This window comes from Pseudanabaena sp. UWO311, assembly GCF_006937785.1.
In the GTDB taxonomy this organism is placed as follows: domain Bacteria; phylum Cyanobacteriota; class Cyanobacteriia; order Pseudanabaenales; family Pseudanabaenaceae; genus Pseudanabaena.
Window position 1 is genome coordinate 68,601 of the sequence record NZ_SJEE01000020.1, and the last position, 19,023, is coordinate 87,623.

At 41.1% G+C, this 19,023-nt stretch carries 16 protein-coding genes; 12 read left to right on the forward strand and 4 right to left on the reverse strand.

What is annotated here, in order from left to right:
• Positions 1-2: 2 nt before the first annotated feature.
• Positions 3-1,274, forward strand: coding sequence for an MFS transporter (locus PseudUWO311_RS15650; RefSeq protein WP_142656178.1), 1,272 nt, complete (start codon positions 3-5; stop codon positions 1,272-1,274).
• 11 nt (positions 1,275-1,285) lie between these two features.
• Here the strand turns inward: PseudUWO311_RS15650 and PseudUWO311_RS15655 are convergent, their stop codons facing one another.
• Both PseudUWO311_RS15655 and PseudUWO311_RS15660 read right to left on the reverse strand, forming a co-directional pair.
• Positions 1,286-1,660: a hypothetical protein gene (locus PseudUWO311_RS15655; protein ID WP_142656179.1), complete on the reverse strand. Its 375-nt coding sequence runs from the start codon at positions 1,658-1,660 to the stop codon at positions 1,286-1,288.
• Positions 1,657-2,070, reverse strand: a complete 414-nt coding sequence (locus tag PseudUWO311_RS15660) for a hypothetical protein (RefSeq protein WP_142656180.1) — start codon at positions 2,068-2,070, stop codon at positions 1,657-1,659. Before PseudUWO311_RS15660 ends, PseudUWO311_RS15655 begins: the two co-directional genes overlap by 4 nt.
• Before the next feature lie 196 nt (positions 2,071-2,266).
• Between PseudUWO311_RS15660 and PseudUWO311_RS15665 the strand changes: the two genes are divergently transcribed.
• The 7 genes from PseudUWO311_RS15665 to PseudUWO311_RS15690 are packed head-to-tail and all read left to right on the forward strand — an operon-like array spanning position 2,267 to position 8,260.
• On the forward strand, positions 2,267-4,624 hold the full coding sequence (locus tag PseudUWO311_RS15665) for a tetratricopeptide repeat protein (protein WP_142656181.1): 2,358 nt from the start codon (positions 2,267-2,269) through the stop codon (positions 4,622-4,624).
• Between the two features lie 11 nt (positions 4,625-4,635).
• The gene (locus PseudUWO311_RS15670; RefSeq protein ID WP_142656182.1) at positions 4,636-4,965 is read left to right on the forward strand and encodes a nucleotidyltransferase domain-containing protein; all 330 of its coding nucleotides are present in this window, start codon (positions 4,636-4,638) and stop codon (positions 4,963-4,965) included.
• Positions 4,962-5,318, forward strand: a complete 357-nt coding sequence (locus PseudUWO311_RS15675; protein WP_142656183.1) for a HEPN domain-containing protein — start codon at positions 4,962-4,964, stop codon at positions 5,316-5,318. The genes PseudUWO311_RS15670 and PseudUWO311_RS15675 overlap by 4 nt, the downstream gene beginning before the upstream one ends.
• A 12-nt stretch (positions 5,319-5,330) precedes the next feature.
• A complete protein-coding gene (locus tag PseudUWO311_RS15680; RefSeq protein WP_142656184.1) occupies positions 5,331-5,930 on the forward strand; it encodes a Uma2 family endonuclease in 600 nt (199 codons plus the stop codon).
• An 8-nt stretch (positions 5,931-5,938) separates the two neighbouring features.
• On the forward strand, positions 5,939-6,502 hold the full coding sequence (locus tag PseudUWO311_RS15685) for a Uma2 family endonuclease (RefSeq protein ID WP_142656185.1): 564 nt from the start codon (positions 5,939-5,941) through the stop codon (positions 6,500-6,502).
• The gene (locus tag PseudUWO311_RS24070; RefSeq protein ID WP_190303522.1) at positions 6,489-6,632 is read left to right on the forward strand and encodes a hypothetical protein; all 144 of its coding nucleotides are present in this window, start codon (positions 6,489-6,491) and stop codon (positions 6,630-6,632) included. The genes PseudUWO311_RS15685 and PseudUWO311_RS24070 overlap by 14 nt, the downstream gene beginning before the upstream one ends.
• A 29-nt stretch (positions 6,633-6,661) precedes the next feature.
• The gene (locus PseudUWO311_RS15690; RefSeq protein ID WP_142656186.1) at positions 6,662-8,260 is read left to right on the forward strand and encodes an MDR family MFS transporter; all 1,599 of its coding nucleotides are present in this window, start codon (positions 6,662-6,664) and stop codon (positions 8,258-8,260) included.
• A 107-nt stretch (positions 8,261-8,367) separates the two neighbouring features.
• On the opposite strand, the gene PseudUWO311_RS15695 is transcribed toward PseudUWO311_RS15690, so the two are convergent.
• Positions 8,368-9,066: a 2,3-bisphosphoglycerate-dependent phosphoglycerate mutase gene (locus PseudUWO311_RS15695; RefSeq protein ID WP_142656187.1), complete on the reverse strand. Its 699-nt coding sequence runs from the start codon at positions 9,064-9,066 to the stop codon at positions 8,368-8,370.
• A gap of 190 nt (positions 9,067-9,256) precedes the next feature.
• Positions 9,257-13,042: a PAS domain-containing protein gene (locus tag PseudUWO311_RS15700; RefSeq protein ID WP_190303523.1), complete on the reverse strand. Its 3,786-nt coding sequence runs from the start codon at positions 13,040-13,042 to the stop codon at positions 9,257-9,259.
• A gap of 263 nt (positions 13,043-13,305) precedes the next feature.
• On the opposite strand from PseudUWO311_RS15700, the gene PseudUWO311_RS15705 reads away from it, so the two are divergent.
• The 4 genes from PseudUWO311_RS15705 (at position 13,306) to PseudUWO311_RS15720 (ending at position 18,790) form a co-directional block, all read left to right on the forward strand.
• Positions 13,306-14,775 (forward strand): TldD/PmbA family protein, encoded by a 1,470-nt coding sequence (locus PseudUWO311_RS15705; protein WP_142656189.1) that lies wholly within the window; start codon positions 13,306-13,308, stop codon positions 14,773-14,775.
• A gap of 151 nt (positions 14,776-14,926) precedes the next feature.
• The gene (locus tag PseudUWO311_RS15710; RefSeq protein WP_142656190.1) at positions 14,927-17,404 is read left to right on the forward strand and encodes a response regulator; all 2,478 of its coding nucleotides are present in this window, start codon (positions 14,927-14,929) and stop codon (positions 17,402-17,404) included.
• A gap of 113 nt (positions 17,405-17,517) precedes the next feature.
• Complete coding sequence (locus PseudUWO311_RS15715; RefSeq protein WP_142656196.1) at positions 17,518-18,135, forward strand: ABC transporter ATP-binding protein; 618 nt, start codon at positions 17,518-17,520, stop codon at positions 18,133-18,135.
• A gap of 199 nt (positions 18,136-18,334) precedes the next feature.
• Positions 18,335-18,790, forward strand: a complete 456-nt coding sequence (locus PseudUWO311_RS15720) for a gas vesicle protein K (RefSeq protein ID WP_142656191.1) — start codon at positions 18,335-18,337, stop codon at positions 18,788-18,790.
• Positions 18,791-19,023: the final 233 nt, after the last annotated feature.

A 19,023-nucleotide genomic window follows, 5' to 3' on the forward strand; every position in this document is an offset into this window, starting at 1 on the left:
GTATGCAAACAACTGAGAACAAATCCTTATTCCCTGCTCTGCGATCGCGAAACTACCGCTTATTTTTTGCGGGTCAGGGTGTGTCTTTGATTGGTACGTGGATGACCCAAATCGCAACTGTGTGGCTGGTTTATGACCTCACTCAATCAGCTTTTATGTTGGGAATCGTAGGATTTACGAGCCAAATCCCTAGTTTTGTTCTTGCTCCTTTTGGTGGTGCATTTGTCGATCGCTTCTCTCGCCATCAAATCTTAATCGGTACGCAAATTCTTGCCATGGGGCAATCTCTAGCCCTAGCCACCTTAGCATTATCAGGCGCGATCCAAATTTGGCATGTCTTTGCTTTAAGCCTCTTTCAAGGCATCATCAACGCCGTAGATGCACCAGCGCGACAGGTATTTGTATTTGAACTAGTTGAGCAAAGAGAAGATTTAGCCAATGCGATCGCGATTAATTCAACGATGTTTAATGGAGCAAGATTAATTGGACCTGCGCTAGGTGGTTTACTGATTGCCAGAGTCGGGGAAGGATACTGCTTCCTCATTGATTGGCTTAGCTACATTGCTGTAATCATGGCTTTGCTAGCAATGCGACTTGTCCCGACAGATATCCCCATGGTGGCAGGCAGTCATTTACAAAAAATTAAAGAAGGATTTGTCTATGCCTTTAGCAGTCCACCAATTCGTTCCATTTTATTACTGTCAGGACTAGTAAGCCTCATGGGTATGCAATATGCCGTACTCGTGCCAGTCTTCGCCGACAAAATCCTCAAAGGTGATGCCCAAACCTTGGGCTTTCTCATGGCAGCATCGGGAGTTGGAGCTATATTTGGCGGTGTTTATCTAGCCACAAGGCGATCGGTCATTGGACTTGGGAAGTTCATTGTCATCAGTCCTAGTGTTTTAGGAACTGGCTTAATTATCTTTTCTTTATCTCGTTTTTTGCCACTTTCTCTATTCGCGATGTTTCTAATTGGCTTAGGCACAATTTTGCAAATCTCTGCTGGCAACATCATTTTGCAAACTATTGTCGATGACGATAAGCGTGGGCGCGTCATGAGCTTATACACAATGTCGTTTTTAGGTATGACTCCCTTTGGAAATCTCTTAGGCGGAACCTTAGGCGATCGCATTGGTGTTACCGATACTCTAATCATTGCGGGAATCGTTTGCATTTTAGGTTCGATTTACTTCAGCCGCCAATTACCAGCATTAAAGAAGATTGTTTACAAAATCTATGAGCGCAAAGGAATTATCACCAGCGCTGAATCATGATTAGATCTGCATTACCAGCCAATATAGATATCATTCTGGTTATAAGGTAAGTTATTGCTTTGCAGCTTACTATGCACATTAAAGCTACTTTGAGTAGAGATAGGAGCTATGTTAGCTTGAGCATAGATAGCATTATCTTCTACATCCTGTAATGAATCAGAGGTTTTTTGATTATGTTCTTCTGTGATGCGAACAATGCGGCGTGAAGCCGAAGCTCCTAACAATGAGCAAAAACTGATTGCTGTGAGGGATTTTCGATGAAAGGCATCTTGTTGGCAAAAGCCTACAGTAAAGCAAGCACAGCCAACTGCGATTGCTACGAGGGAGCCAACTGATGATAATAGCTGGATTTCAATAGAGCGATTTTGCTGAGAAGATAAAGTCATAACATTACACCAAATACGATTCCGACAAGAGCAAATACGAATCTATAGATAACACCCATCAATAGTTTGATATTTCTACTAACAGCGTAAAAACATAAAAGGATTGGGAAGAGTACCACAACAACCAAAATAAACAAGACTATTTTGTATGTTTCTCCTGAGCTTTGAAGAATAAGCTCATGGGTTAGAGACGACATAAATGTGTAAAAGAACATAACTAGGAGCGCATCTAACAGAGCATCTGTGGGCTTAGGAGGAATATCAAAAAGCAGATTTAGGAAATAGTTGATGTCTTTGTTGCGATCGCCTCTACCTCGTCGAATCGAAATGTCTTCAATTCGTTCACCCATAACACCTGAATTAAGATGTCTTTTTACATGATGAGATAAGTCTCTATTGTTCTCATTCATTGAATGAATCTCCTTTTTATAAGTCAGGGATCAAGAGAAATTTGCCATATATCTAGGACTTCAAAGTCTATTTCGATAATTAAAATAATGACATGTGCGTAAGATATCTGTCAGCTAACAAAGTTGTTTAAATAACTAGAGAAACCAAAAATATGTTAGTTTTTTGGTAAGTCAATATTACTAACTTGTTAGTCAAATGCCTAAGCCGATCCTTGACGACGATAACAGCTACTTTTCACAAGCAAATAAGGATTGGGATCTAGAACATTTATTAGAGGATATAGCAACAGTCAACGCTGGCAAGAAACTTGAGGGGGCGCATCTACGAAATTTGAGAGCGATTTTACTGTGTATAGCTCCTAAGGATGCGGCTACAGCATTAAATCTTACTGCAACTGGTTTAAAAACTAATTTCGCAAAAGTGTATCGACTCTTGGAAGATCTGACTGGTCAACCGCACAATACTGTTACTTACAAAAATGCCCCGCTAGTGTTGGAAAAATATCGTAAGGGAAATCTTGTTAACACAACAAAGTTTGATTTATTAGGTCGAGAAAAGGATCACATTGCACTACAAAATCTTGCAAAGCAACAAAAAATCGTCTTAATTAAAGCTAGCGCAGGGATTGGCAAATCAACACTCGCATTAGAATTTTTGAGAGCACAGTTTAAAAAAGTAATTCGGTTAGAGATGGGTTTAGAGTCGGGGAATGTTACACCAGCAGAAGAGAAAGTGTCGCAAATCTTGCAAAAAGATTTTGAGGAGGAACCTAGTCAGGATTTTGGGATTAATTTGGATATTTTGCGAGAGAAGTTAGGGGATCGGGCAAATCCTATTGGAGTGCTAATCGATAACCTCGAACCTGCGCTAGATGAGAATTATCGATTTCGGGAGAAGTTGCGCGGCTATGATACTTTGTTGACGGTGTTAGGAGATCGCGATGCTTGTTCATTTACACTGATCACTAGTCGGCGATCGTTAATTACATCAAGAGCAAAAGTACATGAGTATCCACTAGATGGGCTAGACATCACAGCATGGCGGCAATATTTCTATGATTACGACAATGGCGCAAATTCTGAGGCGCTAATGCAGATGCGTGGTGCTTATAACGGGAATGCAAAGGCAATGGATATTCTACATGGGGCGATTAAAAACCGTTTTGATGGCAATATCGGAGCCTATTGGAGTCTATACAAGGATGATTTATTGGCAGATTCGGAACTAGAAACCTTGATTTCGGTGGAGATGGATTGGTTGCGAGATAATCAACCTGATGCTTATAAGTTGCTCTGTCGGATGGGTTGTTATCGTTATCAGGATATCAAAACTGTTCATTTTGATGGGTTGATTTGCTTGCTATGGGATGTTCCTAAATTTCGGCAAAAATGGGTTGTAGATTTTCTAAGTAAAACCTCTATGATTGAGGTTGAAGGGGAATATTATTTTCTTCATCCTGCCGTTCGGGAAGCAGCTAAATTCAGATTATGGAATGAGGTTGAAGGAGATTACAACAAAACGAATATACAGGCTGCTAATTTTTGGAGAAAAACACTTAAAGATTCTAAGTTGAGGCTAGATAAGAATCCTCACAATGTGGAAATACCTTTTGAGGCATATTATCATTATATTGAAATCGAAGATTTTGAGAAAGCTGGTGAAATTATCGTGGAGCCTGTAGATAGTGAATCTTTGCTTGGGTCTTTATTCTATAGAACTGGCTTTTCCAGAAAAATGATTTTTGCAATCAAAGGGATCATAAATAAAGTTCAGAATCCCTATGTAATGGCAAAGCTTTATATTTTATTAGGCGATCATTATTGGGCAATCGGTGAAATTCGCGAATCAATTAAAAATCATGAACAATGTAGAAAAATTGCACAACATCTTATTGGAGAATATGGACAAGAAGCATCACCCAAAAATATTAACGAGCTTAAAAAATTAGAGGCAACGGCAATTTTTAACATAGGACTTTGTAAGTTATGGCTTGGAGAAACGGAAGAAGCTATTGAAGAATTTAATCAAGTTTCTATGATGGAAGATTATCCAATCAACAATTGTACAGAGTGGATCACTTCTCAAGTTTGCTTAAGCTTTTTGTCAGGTTCACTACAAAATTTGGATGACAAAAAAATAGTTGATAATAGCAAGCGGTGGCATAGCGCACTTAGACTGTTGTTCTCAGGCTTGGCTTACAAAAAGATAGGGAATAATGAAAAAGCATATGAATATTATCGTGAATGTATTTCATATGCAGACGACTACAAATTTAAGCAAATTAAAGGCAAAGCACTCATAAGTCAAGCTGAAATCGAGAGACTAAGAGATAATCACAATAATGCTCTTGAGAAGTTAAATGAATCGACAGAATTGCTTAAGCGAATTGAAGCAAAATGTGATCTCGCAGAAGCATATTTTCAACTTGGACTAACATATCAGAAGATTAGACAGCACGATGAAGCAGAAAAACATAAAGTAAAAGCACTAGAACTTTTTACACAAATGGAAGCGCCGAAACAAATTGAGAGAGTTAACAAGGTCTTTGAGTAAGGAGCGATGAGATGAGTATAACTTTGAACAGTATTCAATCAACATTGCACGAATTAAAACTAGGTTTAAAGGAACTATATGGCGATCGCCTTGTTAAGTTAATTTTATTTGGCTCCCATGCCAGAGGAGAAGCCAATCCCGACTCTGATATTGACCTATTAGCCGTTCTTAAAAGCCCTGTTTCCCAGTTCCAAGAAATTTTAAATATGTCAGAACTGCGGGTAAAAATGCTATTAGAACAGGATGAACTCGTTTCTATTATTCCCATGTCCGAAGAAGATTTCCATACAAGAAATGTTGCTTTGTTACGAAATATCCGAAAAGAAGGAATCGAATTATGAGTGAAGTCAAAAAGCTACTCTCCTTAGCTGTAGATGAACTAGACATAGCGAAGCTGTTGCTCGAACGTGGATACTATCGCACCTGTCTGTCGCGCTCATATTACTCCATGTATTACGCAACCAAAGCGTTACTACTATCCAAAGATTTAGATGTTTCGACCCATAAAGGAACTATTCGCCTGTTTAGTCAGTACTTTGTGAAAACAAGTCAATTCTCTTCAGTATGGTCAAAAATCTTAAGCGATGCCTATGAGCTAAGACAATTAAGTGACTACGATAATGAAAACCACAAGAAATGTATGATGATCGCCCCTAACTCAAGGTATAAAATAGGAGATGTCAAATATTACTGACTGTCTAAGATCATGACTCTTGCAAACATCCCCCAAACAGTCATCACCATAGAGCCAGCAAATCTCAAGCGTTGGACAGTACAGGATTATCATCGCATGAGTGAGTTGGGGCTTCTCAATGGCGATCGCACAGAACTAATTACTGGACAAATCACCCTGATGGCTGCCAAAGGAACTCCCCATGTCACCTCATTACATTTACTTGCCAATGTTTTGCGCGATCGCCTAGGTAATTCGGCATTAGTTCGCACCCAAGACCCCGTTCACTTAGATGATTTTTCAGAACCAGAACCAGATTTAGCGATCGCCCAAGGGACAGTTTTAGATTATGTTGAACAACATCCTCGTCCTGAGCAAATTTATCTTGTCGTAGCAGTTGCCGACTCCACGCTAACACAGGATTGTGAAATCAAAGATAAACTCTATGCCAAGGCTGGTATCGCTGACTACTGGGTTCTGGCTCCCCAAAAACGTCAGCTGCATATCTTTCGTAAACCAACGCCGACAGGTTACACCGAGCATCTTATTCTTACTGAGCCAAACCAAGCCTCTCTTTTAGCATTTCCTGATTTTGCGATCGCATTAACTTCGATACTCCCTCCCATCTCATGAGGTAAATTATGATTGCCACACCAAGGTTTAACTACATAACTCCAGACGAATACCTCGAAATGGAGGAAACAAGCGAAATTAAACATGAATATATCGATGGATATGTTTATGCAATGGCTGGCGCAAACGATCCTCATGTCACAATCGCCTTAAACATGGCTTTTGCAATCCGCAACCATTTGCGCGGCAAGAATTGTCGAGTCTATATGTCTGACATGAAAGCGAGAATTGATTCATTAAATCGTTTTTATTATCCAGATGTCATGGTAACTTGCGATCCTAGAGATACCCAATCGCAAAATCAAAAAAGATTTCCTAAACTGATTATCGAAGTTCTATCAAAGTCTACCGAGGGATTTGATCGCGGTGATAAGTTTACTGATTATCAACAAATAGAGAGTCTCGAAGAATATGTTCTAGTTAACACAAAACGTCAGCGCATCGATTGTTTTCGGAAAGAAGATGGACGCTGGTTTTTAGATTCATATTCTAATGCTCAAGAAAATTTTCAGTTGTCAAGTATCAACTTTGAAGGGAAATTTGTCGATCTCTATGAAGATGTCAAATTTTAGAAATACAGAAGTGTTGTCACACTTTTGTGAATTGGTATTACATGTCATATATGGCGATCGCAAAGATTACAACTTATATCGTAATCAATCAATTCATGCAGCAAATCAAGTGTTAGTCGGTCATGGTTAGGTTAACAGTAAGACTATAGAGTCAAAACCTTGCCGAATATTAGTGCTATCAGAAACCAGCGCCCAAATTCTACACTTCCCCCAGATTATGTACCTTTAAGAATCTGGATAGGAGTTGCAGCAAGTATGCTGGGCGCATTCATGGCAGTATTGGATATTCAAATTACCAACTCCTCACTCCAAGATATCCAAGCCGCATTAGGAGCAACCCTAGAAGAAGGATCTTGGATTTCCACCGCCTATCTTGTCGCTGAGATTGTCGTGATTCCATTGACGGGCTGGTTATCGCAGGTATTTTCAATTCGCCGCTACATCTTAGTTAACGCCGCCTTATTTATATTCTTTTCGATCTGTTGTGCATCCGCTTGGGACTTATCATCCATGATTGTCTTTCGGGCTCTGCAAGGAGCTACAGGAGGGATTTTAATCCCGATGGCTTTTACAAATATGCTAGTTACTCTCCCACCCTCCAAACAGCCTATAGGGATGGCATTATTTGGCATTACCGCCACATTTGCACCTTCAATTGGTCCCACCTTGGGCGGATGGCTGACGGATAATTATAGCTGGCACTATATCTTCTATTTAAATGTCATTCCAGGGCTGTTACTCCTTGCAGGAGTTTGGTATGGGATCAAGCAGCAACCACCAAAGCCAGAATTGCTAAAGCAAGGTGACTGGTGGGGAATTATTTCGATGGCGATCGGCTTGGCATCCTTACAAGTAGTCTTAGAAGAAGGTTCCCGCAAAGATTGGTTTAGCTCGTCATTGATTATCACCCTTGGCGCGATCGCAGCTACATTCCTAGCATTATTTTTCTGGATTGAATTAACGCGCAAACAGCCATTTATCAATTTACGATTACTACGCGATCGCAATTTTGGTTTGGCAAGTATCGTCAACATCTCATTGGGAATAGGTCTATATGGCTCTATTTATCTGTTGCCTCTATATCTTGTCCAAATCCAGAAATATAATGCTCTCCAAATTGGTGAAGTATTAATGTGGGCTGGGATTCCGCAATTGTTTTTGATTCCTTTTGTACCAAAATTAATTCAGCTAGTGGATAGTCGTTTGGTAATTGGTTTAGGCGTAATTGTGTTCTCGATTAGCTGTTTTATGAATTCTGACCTCACCAATCTCAGTGGCATTGAGCAGTTACGCTGGTCGCAGCTAGTTAGAGCGATGGGGCAACCGCTAATTATGGTTCCCCTATCGGCTGTCGCTACCGCAGGTTTAGCAAAGTCTCAAGCGGGTTCGGCTAGTGGTTTATTTAACATGATGCGTAATTTAGGCGGCTCGTTTGGGATTGCAGCTTTGGCAACTTTGTTAACGCAGCGCGAAAAGTTTCACTCCAATCGTTTGGGTGATGCGATCTCTTTGTATAATCCTGAAACACAGCAACGAGTGGATACTTTGACGCAGTTGTTTGTGAGTAAGGGTACAGATTTTAATACAGCACAGTCTCAAGCTTTTCAGGCGATCGCAAGTACAGTGAGTCGCGAGTCCTATGTGATGGCTTTTAATGATTGTTTCTACTTTATTGGCTTTGCTTTGCTATTGAGTGGAGTGGCAGTTTTGTTCTTTAAGAAAGTTAGAGTCTCAGATGCCTCTGGCGGCGGTCACTAGGCTATACAAAATAATAAAACCCAAAAATGTTGCGGCGGGCGTAGCCCGCCGCAACATTTTTGGGTTTTATATGGATCATTTTTTCCTTGGAGTTTTCTTAGCAATCGCTAATCGTTTAAGATTTTTTTGCTGATCACCTCTCCAGAAGTGTCAAGCTCATAGGCGATCGGTACACCTGTCGCTAGTTCTAACGCTGTCACTTCCGATGGGCTGAGATGATCTAACATCATCATGATCGATCTTAGAGAATTTCCATGGGCAGTAATTAGAACGTTGTCGCCTTGAAGAAGATGGGGTAGAATACGGCTTCTGAAATAAGCATTCACTCGCTTTTGGGTATCTTCTAAGCTTTCTCCCCCTGGTGGTCGGACGCTATAAGATCTCCGCCACTCATAGACCTGTTCACTGCCATATTTCTTAGCAGTATCCGCTTTGTTTAAGCCCTGCAAATCCCCATAAAATCGCTCATTGAGAGCTTCATTGGTAAAAATGGGGAGTTCTTCGTCTGGGTTTCCATCATAGCTATTCCAACCATGCCAAACTTGGTCAGACTTTTCATGCTTAATAATCGGAATTTTGCCACCACAAATGTCATCGCGTTCAGTCAGACAGATCATCGCTGTTTCGATCGCCCTAATTAATCTACTTGTAAAACAGACATTGACTCGATAATCACTGAGCCGACAAGATGCGATCGTTGCCTCGGCACGACCACGTTCGCTGAGCGGAACATCTACCCAGCCTGTAAATTTATTGAGCGCATTCCAAAGGCTTTGTCCATGACGAATCAAGATGAGTTGAGCCATTATTTTCTTCCAGAAACTACTAAAGAACTAAGGACATTTCTCGTAAAGAATCTACCATCATATTGATAAAAGTTGGAATTACCCCCTTTAATTCCAACTTGCAAAGGGGGAAGACTAGAAATCTTGTTCCCTCCCCTTTGCAAGGGGAGGGTTAGGGTGGGGTAAATTGTAAATAAGAAATCACGTAACATCAGTGATTAAATTCTCTGGATTGAAGTATTTGATATACATCATTATATTGCTCTTCGACATTATTTATAAGACTGGCAATTTTGGTGACATCTTCATTAGTATATTCATTAGACTTTATCAGCTCACTACATATAGATTGTAGAGCTTGGCAAGAACTAGAAAGCTGGATCGCGCCAAAGTTTCCACTTCCACTCTTAAGGTCGTGATTTACGGCTGCTATAGTTACAAAGTCTTGCTTTGTAAAAGCTTCCTTCATTTTGGCGATCGCAGATGTAGCATGTTCTAAATAAATATCAATTAATTCTTCTAAATTCTCAGAGCCTACAGACTCTTCCATGCTCGCTAAGATCGAAGAGTCAATGGGATGCTGACTATGTTCAACAATGATCGGCTGTTGGGGAATTCTTTGTAGAGATGCAATCAAACTTTTGATTTGTAAAGGCTTAGTGAGATAGTCGTCCATACCAGCATTCAGCGCCAAGTCTCGCGATTCTGAGAAAGCATTTGCCGATAGACCGATAATCCGAGGCTGTCGATTTGGTGTTTGCCGAATACTTTTAGTCGCATCCAAGCCACCCATGATCGGCATTTGGATATCCATAAAGATCAGATCGTAGGGTCGGCTTAAAAAGTTATTGACGGCTTTTTTCCCATTGTCAACAATATCTGCTTGATAACCTAAATTTTCGAGCATCAACAGTAAAATCCTTTGATTTACAGGATTATCTTCTACAATTAAGATCTGGAATGGATAACACCTAGCAAAGTTCTCATCACCCACAATATTATCGGTTTCACATGAAGGTTGAGGAATTAGTGGAGGATTTTGAGGGGAAAACGTGGTGTCTTTTTGATTAGAAAAAACATTAAGAAATACTTGATAGAGCTTTGATGTAGATATTGGCTTAGTGATGCAATCTCTAAAGCAGGTGGGATAGTTATTCTCGTTGAGAACTACATTAATTGGAGTTAAGAGAATTAAATCTAAATCAGGGAAAATCTCTTGAATACTTTTGGCTAGTTCTAAAACATCAATTTTAGAACCATCAGCCTCCACTAATTGTCGATCAATTAAAACTGCCTCAAAGTCAAATGTTGTCAGCAATTGCAGAGCTTCAGTGGCAGTGTATGCGGCTTGGATGTTCATTTCCCAAGGTTGAGCATACAATGCGATCGCCTGTTGGATTGTGGAATTAGGGTTAATGCATAAAATGCTCTTGCCTTTTAGTTCTGGGGCGATCGCATTGGTTGTATCTAAATCTTCAATGATTGCTTGAACCCGAATGGAGAAGCTAAAAGTTGCCCCCTCACCGACATTGCTGCTAACCCCAATTTCGCCATCCATCAGTTCACAAAGCTGCTTGCAAATCGCCAACCCTAAGCCAGTGCCTCCATATTGTCCTGCAATAGAATTGTCGGCTTGACTAAAGGCATTAAAAAGTTTGGCGATCGCTTCGGGCGCAATGCCGATACCTGTATCGCGCACCTCAAATTGTAATTCGTAAGTGTTAGTTTCGCGATCGATTAATTGTGAATTTACGCAAATTACAATTTCCCCAGATTCCGTAAATTTAATGGCATTACCGACTAAATTGACGAGGATTTGACGTAAACGGGTATAGTCTCCAATCAACTGTTGTGGCACATCTGGCTGAATAAATGCAATCAGTTCGATAAACTTCTCAGTCGTGCGCGATGCCATTAGCTCTAGTACTTCTTCGATGCATTGATGTAATCTAAAAGGCTTTTCTTCAAGTTCAAAATGTCCTGATTCAATTCGCGAAAAATCGAGAATATTATTGATTACCGATAGTAGAACTTCACCACCTTGGAGAATAGTATTGACATATTGTTGCTGTTGGTAAGATAGAGCTGTTCTTTGTAAGATCTCAGTCATCCCAATCACAGCATTCATCGGCGTGCGGAGTTCATGACTCATGATGGCAAGAAACTCGCCTTTAGATCTGTTTTCCGCTTCAGCGATCTGCGCAGCTATCAATTTCGCCTCAGTAAGTTTGCGATCGCTAATATCTTGTGCGGTTCCATAAAGTCTGATTATTTCTCCTTGATCATTAAATTCTGCATGACCCTTAGTTTCAAGATAGCGATCGAGATGAGCTAAACGTAGTTCTAGATAGCAAGACTCGCCAGTATCCATAGTTCGTTTGATAGCTTGACACATCTTTTGCTGATCTTCTAGGACATAATATGCTACTGCTTCCTCAAATGTAGGTACACCCAAAGCAATATCACGGTCAAAAATATTAAATAGTTCTGCTGACCAAACAACTTCTTTGGTCAAAACATCCAATTCCCAATTTCCAAGTTTAGCAACGCGCTGTGCTTCGACTAGTCTTGCTTCACTTTTTTGCAATACTTGTTCGATGGCTTTGCGATCGCTAATATCTTGAGCAGTTCCATAGAGCCTGCTTACTTTTCCATTGTCGTCATGTTCAGCATGACCGAATACTTCTATGTGGCGGTACGAGCCATCGGATTGTTGTCTCCGCAGATCTAGATGATATGACTCACCTGTATTGATTGCTTGTTGGACAGCTTGTGCATGGGTTTCTCGATCTTCGGCTATGTACAGTAGCAATACATCTTCATATGTAGGAGGACCTAGAGCAGGATCGCGCTCAAAAATACGAAACAACTCCTGTGACCAAGTAGATTCGTTAGACGAAACATTCCATTCCCAATTTCCAAGCTGAGCGACTCGTTGAGCTTCTGCTAATAGCGATTCGCTCTTTTGTAAAGCTTGTTCAATTGCTTTGCGATCGCTAATATCAAACAGAGAACCGCTCAAAACTTTAGTTTTGCCATCAGCGGCGAAGCCTAGCTGAGCTGTATCTCGTATCCAAATGATTGTGCCATTATTGGTAATCATCCTGTATTCGCAACAAAAAAGCTCTCCAGTTTCGATAGTATGTTGAAATTCTTGCTGAACGAGATCATAATCAGCAGGATATATATATTCCATCCATTTTTTAAAAAAATTGGTGTTCCACTCTAAAGTTGGAATACCTAAAAGCTCTTGCAATTGGGGACTAATATAGGTTGCCTCCAAGCCTTCAGTAAGTGTAACTACATAAAAAACATTAGAAACTTGCTCCACTAAATGACGGTACGGATCATCGATCGATCGGGACAAAGTTGCATAAGCTTGTTCAGAGGCTTTTGCCTGTTCAATTAAGTTTGTTTTAATTTCTCCATGTAAAATGATCTCAATCTGCATAGCGATTTGTTGCAGCATCAGCGCATCATCTTGATCCCATGAGCCCTGCAATGACTCTCCATCCAAAACTACGCATTGATGCAATATCAAAAATCCCCATAGTGAACTATCTCCTACTCTCTCTGACAAGACAATTGGTATAAGTAAGTAAGCCTTACCAGCAAATATTTCTGCGAAGTTAATCTCGCATCTAGATACTCCCGAAGTATAGAGATCGATGATTTGTTTTGTTATGTCCTGCCCCCATTGATATTCTTCTCTCAGAATATTTTCAATCTGCTCTTGCGAACAAGGCTCACAATTTGGCGCGATCGCTTCAGCTACGATCTTGCCACTGATTCCCATTTCATTGTAATTATCTATAAATTCATCTAGCTGATAGATTGCGATATGTCCATTCTGAACTAAATTTAGTAACTTCGTGGTGATTCCCTGAAAAACCTTTTCTAGGTTGTCTAAATGACGAATACTTTGCAAAATTTCAGAGCAAAGTAACATCCTTGAGTTCACTCTTTCCACGACAGCACCTGAAATAATGAGCCACATCGCTTCAAGTATCTCATTATTGTCAGCTGATTTCAACCTAAATATCATTAATGAAAAAAATGTTTGTTTATGGTTTACATAATTAGCCAAGAACTTGAATTCTTGGCTAATTATGTAAATCACCTAACGATGACTGATTAAAATCAACCCGTTTCAACAGGTTTTAGCTCTTAGCCCACACTTGAGTACAGGGCTGAGTTTATCTCTATGTTTGTTGATTTGTTACACTTGCAGAAGAACTAATCAACAAATTATCAGCCACTATGATCAGTAACCTGCTCCAGACCAAAGAGCTACCAAATCTACAATATTCTCCCGTTAGCGATCGCTTTGACGAAACATGGGAAGCCCCTCTCTCGATCTTGTTGGGACTCGGTCGCGCCGCAGGAGCAGATTTTGTGGAGTTTTTTCTAGAGAGAAATAATTACATTAGCTGTCTCGCTGAAGACGACGCAATTACCAGCATCTCGCCACGGCTGTCTACGGGAGCAGGGATTCGCGCCTTCAAAGGCAAAGCTGATTGCTACGTCAGTACCAATGATTTGACTTTCCTCGGATTAAAATCTGCTCTCGAAAGAGCCCTTTCCATTTTAGGATTACAACTTCCCTCTCAAAATTCAATCATTCCATCTATTCATTTGGAACTCTTTCGTGACTATGCCACCAAAAAGAACAAAGAATCATGGATCGCCCAATGTAGCCCCATGCGCGAAATGGGTGACATACTCCTTGGCACAAATCAGATGCTTGCCAAAAAAGGTAAACATATCCAATCAAGGCGATCGGGATATTTCCGCGATTGGCAGGAAATCCTAGTTGCGGCAAGTGATGGCACATTTGCTAGAGATATTCGCCTTACACAGTCGATTGGATCTAACTTACTCTGTGCTGATGGCACAAATCGTTCATCAATTGGGAAGCGTGTTGGCGGCACAAGTGACCCCAGCTATCTCCGCAATTGGAACTACGAACCAGTCGTCGATGAAATTATTGAAGCCGCAGGGAAAATGCTCTATGCCGATTATGTTGAATCTGGCTCCTATCCGATCATCATGGCAAACCAATTTGGCGGTGTGATCTTCCATGAGGCTTGTGGACATTTGTTAGAAACTACGGGCATCGAAGCTAAAACTACACCATTTGCCGAAATGAAAGGTCAAAAGATCGCCCATGAGAACCTCACAGCTTGGGATGAAGGACGCTCTGAAGAAGCCTTTGGAACCATCGATATGGATGATGAAGGAATGCCCACACAGCGCACACTCTTAATAGAGAATGGCATTCTGAAAAACTTTATTAGCGATCGCGCTGGTGAGTTACGCACAGGTCATCCGCGCACAGGTAGCGGTCGTCGTCAAAGCTATGCTTATGCAGCAGCTAGTCGGATGCGAAATACCTATATCGATGCAGGTGATTTTTCTTTAGACGATCTTTTTGCCTCAGTCGATAAAGGGATCTATTGCAAAAAAATGGGCGGCGGCAGTGTCTTGCCTACTGGTCAATTTAACTTTGCCGTTGACGAAGCTTATCTCATTGAAAATGGCAAAATTACTAAACCACTCAAGGGCGCAACCCTGATCGGCGATGCCAAAGAAATTATGCAAGAAATCTCGATGAGTTCTCGAGATCTAGAACTCGCCGCTGGTTTCTGTGGATCTGTCAGCGGCAGTGTCTATGTCACCGTCGGTCAGCCCCATATCAAAGTAGACGCGATTACCGTCGGTGGTCGTTAGCGTCAAGAACAGGCAGCGCGAAGCGCTGCCTGTTCTTAACATATTTTTATAAAAAGAACCGCCAAGCAGTTCTTTTTATAAAAATATGGCTTTTACTTCAGCACAAACCACTGTAAGCTTTCTACTAAAGTGATCAAAAGGTGATCAAGTCGTGCAAGCAAAAGCGATCGATGTTTCTCAATCAACAATACTTGTGGTTGACGATCAGCCAGATATTCGCCATGAGCTAGCATCAGCACTCGAAGAGCATGGCTATATCGTCAAAGCTACTGGAGATTGTAGTGAGGCTTTGCTAACTGTGCAATCCCATCCTCCAGAATTGATCCTGTTGAATATATTCATGTCACAAGTAAGTGACAATGAACTTTATTGTGTTCTTACAGCCAATGCGATCGCTGAAAATATCCCAATTATATTTACGAGTAGCCATGACGACACCCAAGCAAAGCTTCAAGCTTTTGAACTTGGTGGCGCAGACTACATCGTCGTCAAGCCTTTGCAACTTGCCGAGCTATTTACTCGCGTACAAGTACATTTGACATTGCGGCGACAACAACTACAACTGACTCAAAAGGCCCAAGAACTTTCACAATTAGCCCTTGACCAAGTTGAGATGGTCAAAGATCTTCAACGGACAAATTTGTTACTCCATGCTCAAAAAGAGGCTGCGATCGATGGAATTTTTGCCGTCGATGAACAAGGACGGATCGTCAGTTTTAATCGTCGCTTTTGCGAAATGTGGAATATTCCCAATGACTTATTTATTGATGATGATACTGAGCTTAAATTTAAGAACGGATCGCCTTTAGGGACATTTTTGGTTGAATCTGATCTTCCAACCGCTTTGATCAATCTGTTAGAGACTACCTACGATGCTCCCGATCTAGTTAGACATGGCGAAATTGTTTATGGCGATCGCATATTTGATTACTACACAAGCCCTGTTAGCTCTGAGCAAAAAAAGTTTTTTGGCTTGATTTGGTGTTTTCGCGATATTACTACCAAAAAACACGCAGATCGGCGACAGATGAAATTAATGAAAGATCTACGTAAAGCCAAAGAGGAAGCAGAGGGAGCAGTCAGTACCAAAGCAGCATTTCTGGCGATGATGAGTCATGAAATTCGTACACCAATTAATGGGGTGCTCGGCATGACCCAACTCCTAGCAGGCACTGAACTTAACGCCGAGCAGAATAAATTTGTCCGCACGATCCAAGTCAGCGGAGAAATGCTACTTTCAGTAATCAATGATATTTTGGACTTCTCCAAAATTGAATCGGGCAAATTGGAATTAGAAAATGCGCCTCTGGATGTCAAAGCCTTAGTGCGCGATATCTACGATGTACAGTTACCTAAGGCTAAGGAAAAAAGTCTCAGGTTTGAAGTCTTAATGCAACCCCAAGTGCCACCATTTATCATTGGTGATGTGACGAGACTGCGACAAATTTTATTAAATCTAGTTTCTAATGCACTTAAATTTACGGATACAGGTTCAGTGCGAATTGGAGTTCGCTTAGCTTCGGATCAAGTTCCCACAGACGATCGCCCTTTTCAATTGCTGTTTTTGGTCACCGATACGGGTATTGGCATTAGTAAAGAGCAGATGCATCGGCTATTCCAGCCTTTTTCCCAAGCAACGGCTTCCACCTCCCGCAAGTACGGCGGTACTGGACTGGGGCTAGTAATCTGTAAAAATTTGGTCGAAACTATGGGGGGCAAAATCCAAGTCGATAGTAAGGCTAAGCAGGGTTCTACCTTTTCATTTACGGTGATGACCCAAATCGCTAAGGAGCAGCCAAGTTATACGTTGCAAGACGCAATGAATAAGAATGTCACTGGTAATATTCGGCTAGGCGATCGCATCCCGTTGAAAATTTTAATTGCTGAGGACAACTTAATCAATCAAGAGCTAGCCATGGCGATGCTGATTAAAATGGGATATCAGCCTGATGTTGTCGATAATGGTTTGGCAGTGCTCGAAGCTTTACAAGTCAATAACTATGACTTGCTCTTACTCGATGTGCAGATGCCCGAAATGGATGGGCTAGAAACGGCTTCCTATTTGGTTAATCATTGGGATGAACTCCAAACAGGTTATGAACGTCCGACAATTATTGCGATGACAGCTAGTGCGATGCAAGGCGATCGCGAGATGTGTTTACGGGCTGGCATGGATGATTACATCAGCAAGCCGATTATGATGGATGCGCTACACCGCACGATCGAAAAATGGGCAGCGGGTTCTCAATTTGATCATGAGAGCACAGATTCAGCATCCAAAGAAGTTATTTCTTCAGTGATTGATCCAGCCGCGATTATGAATCTTGAGCAAATTAATCCCAATCTAATTGGGCGGATGATCAAATTATTCACGATCGAAGAAGCACCGATCCTATTGCAAAATCTGCGACTAGCGATCGCTAATAGCAATCTCCAAGAGGCTGGCTTTAATGCTCATACTCTAAAAGGCAGTAGTAATATTCTGGGAGCTAAAGCCTTGGGCAAGCTCTGTCTCGAAGTTGAGCTAAAGAGCAAACGAGGAGATATTCAAGGCTTGCCCGAACTCCTAGCAAAAATTGAGCAGCAATATCAAATTGCCTGTGAAGAACTTGCAAAATTGTCTAGTTAGTATTCACGCAAATAAGTAGTGTTGGCGCTTCACGCCAACACTACTTATTTGCGTTTGCATTGAAGGTTAGAATGACAAAGCTAAGCTTTGCCATTCTAACCCTCAAAAATTTTATGCTCTCGATCCGCAATCTTTGCTATCACCCTCCTGCCACCCCAGAAGCGATTCTCAACAACATATCCTTTGAGTTACAAGATCGGCAATTGGGATTGATGGTGGGGCCAAGTGGTTCTGGCAAAAGTACATTACTAGAAATTTTGGCAGGATTTGTCGAATGGAGTAGCGGCAGCATTTATTGGAAATCTCAAGAACTAATGCCCGATCACTTACAACAAATATGCGGTCTAGTATTTCAGTTTCCTGAGCGTCATTTTTGTGGGAGTACGATTTTAGAAGAATTAAGACTAGGGCATATTGATCTAGATGGCGATCGCATACAGTCCGCATTAAGTTCTGTAGGCTTAAGTCATCTCAACCCCAGCTATTCCCCTCAGTCGCTAAGTGGTGGTCAGCAGCGGCGGTTAGCTCTTGCTGTGCAGTTAATTCGTCAGCCCAGCTTGTTACTATTAGATGAGCCAACAGCAGGCTTAGATTGGTCAATGCGTAAGCAAATTCTCGGTATCTTGCAAGAACTCAAAAAGAATTGGACGATTCTTGTTGTTACCCATGATCCTGACGAGCTTGAGTCAATGGCAGATCAAACTTGGACAATTTCTCATGGCAAGATCTAATACCAAAACACAAAATGGCTTCGCCATTTTGTGTTTTTAAAACCCTTACAGAGTTTAGTTTTTAATACGCAGAGGTGTTGTCACACTTTTGTGAATTGGTATAAAGGAAACCGAAAGAGCAGGTTGCGGTGCGAAGCACCGCAACCTGCTCTTTCGGTTTCCAATGTAAACTAAGCTAAGAAATCTGTGGAATTCTTAAATGACTGATAGTAGTGATAGTTTAATCGTCAAACCAAAAAAATCTGGACTTGCTCCATTGATCCTCACGTTGGTGGAATTGTTGCGTCAGTTAATGGAAGCTCAAGTGATTCGGCGGATGGATGCCGAAAAATTAACTGAGTCTGAAATCGAGAAAGCTGCTGATAGCTTACAAGCTCTAGAACAGCAGATTTTTAATCTTTGCGAAGTTCTCGATATCGATCCTGAAGATCTTAATCTGGACTTGGGTGAATTTGGGAAACTTCTACCTAAGCGAGGTGCATATTATCCCGACAAATCATCAAGTGAGTCATCGATTTTGGAACTACTCGATCGCTTAATTAGTACAGGCATTGTTTTGGAAGGCGATGTCCAGATTGGTTTAGCAAATATTAATTTAATTGATCTTAAATTGAAGTTGCTACTGACTTCAGGTGATAAATCTGCATCTCATTAATTCATCAAGCCCAGCACTCAAGTGCTGGCTAAGAGCTAAAGTCGGTTGAAACCGACTAAAGAATATTTCCACAGTCCACTTCAGTGGACTTGAGCTTTGAGCCAAGAACTTGAGTTCTTGGTTTATTTGTTTCTACAAATTTCTCTCCAGCTACCTTAACTATTTCTTGCACTTGTGTTAACGGAATATTTTGCGATCGCGCCAACTTTGCACAGTCCTCATATTCTGGCTGA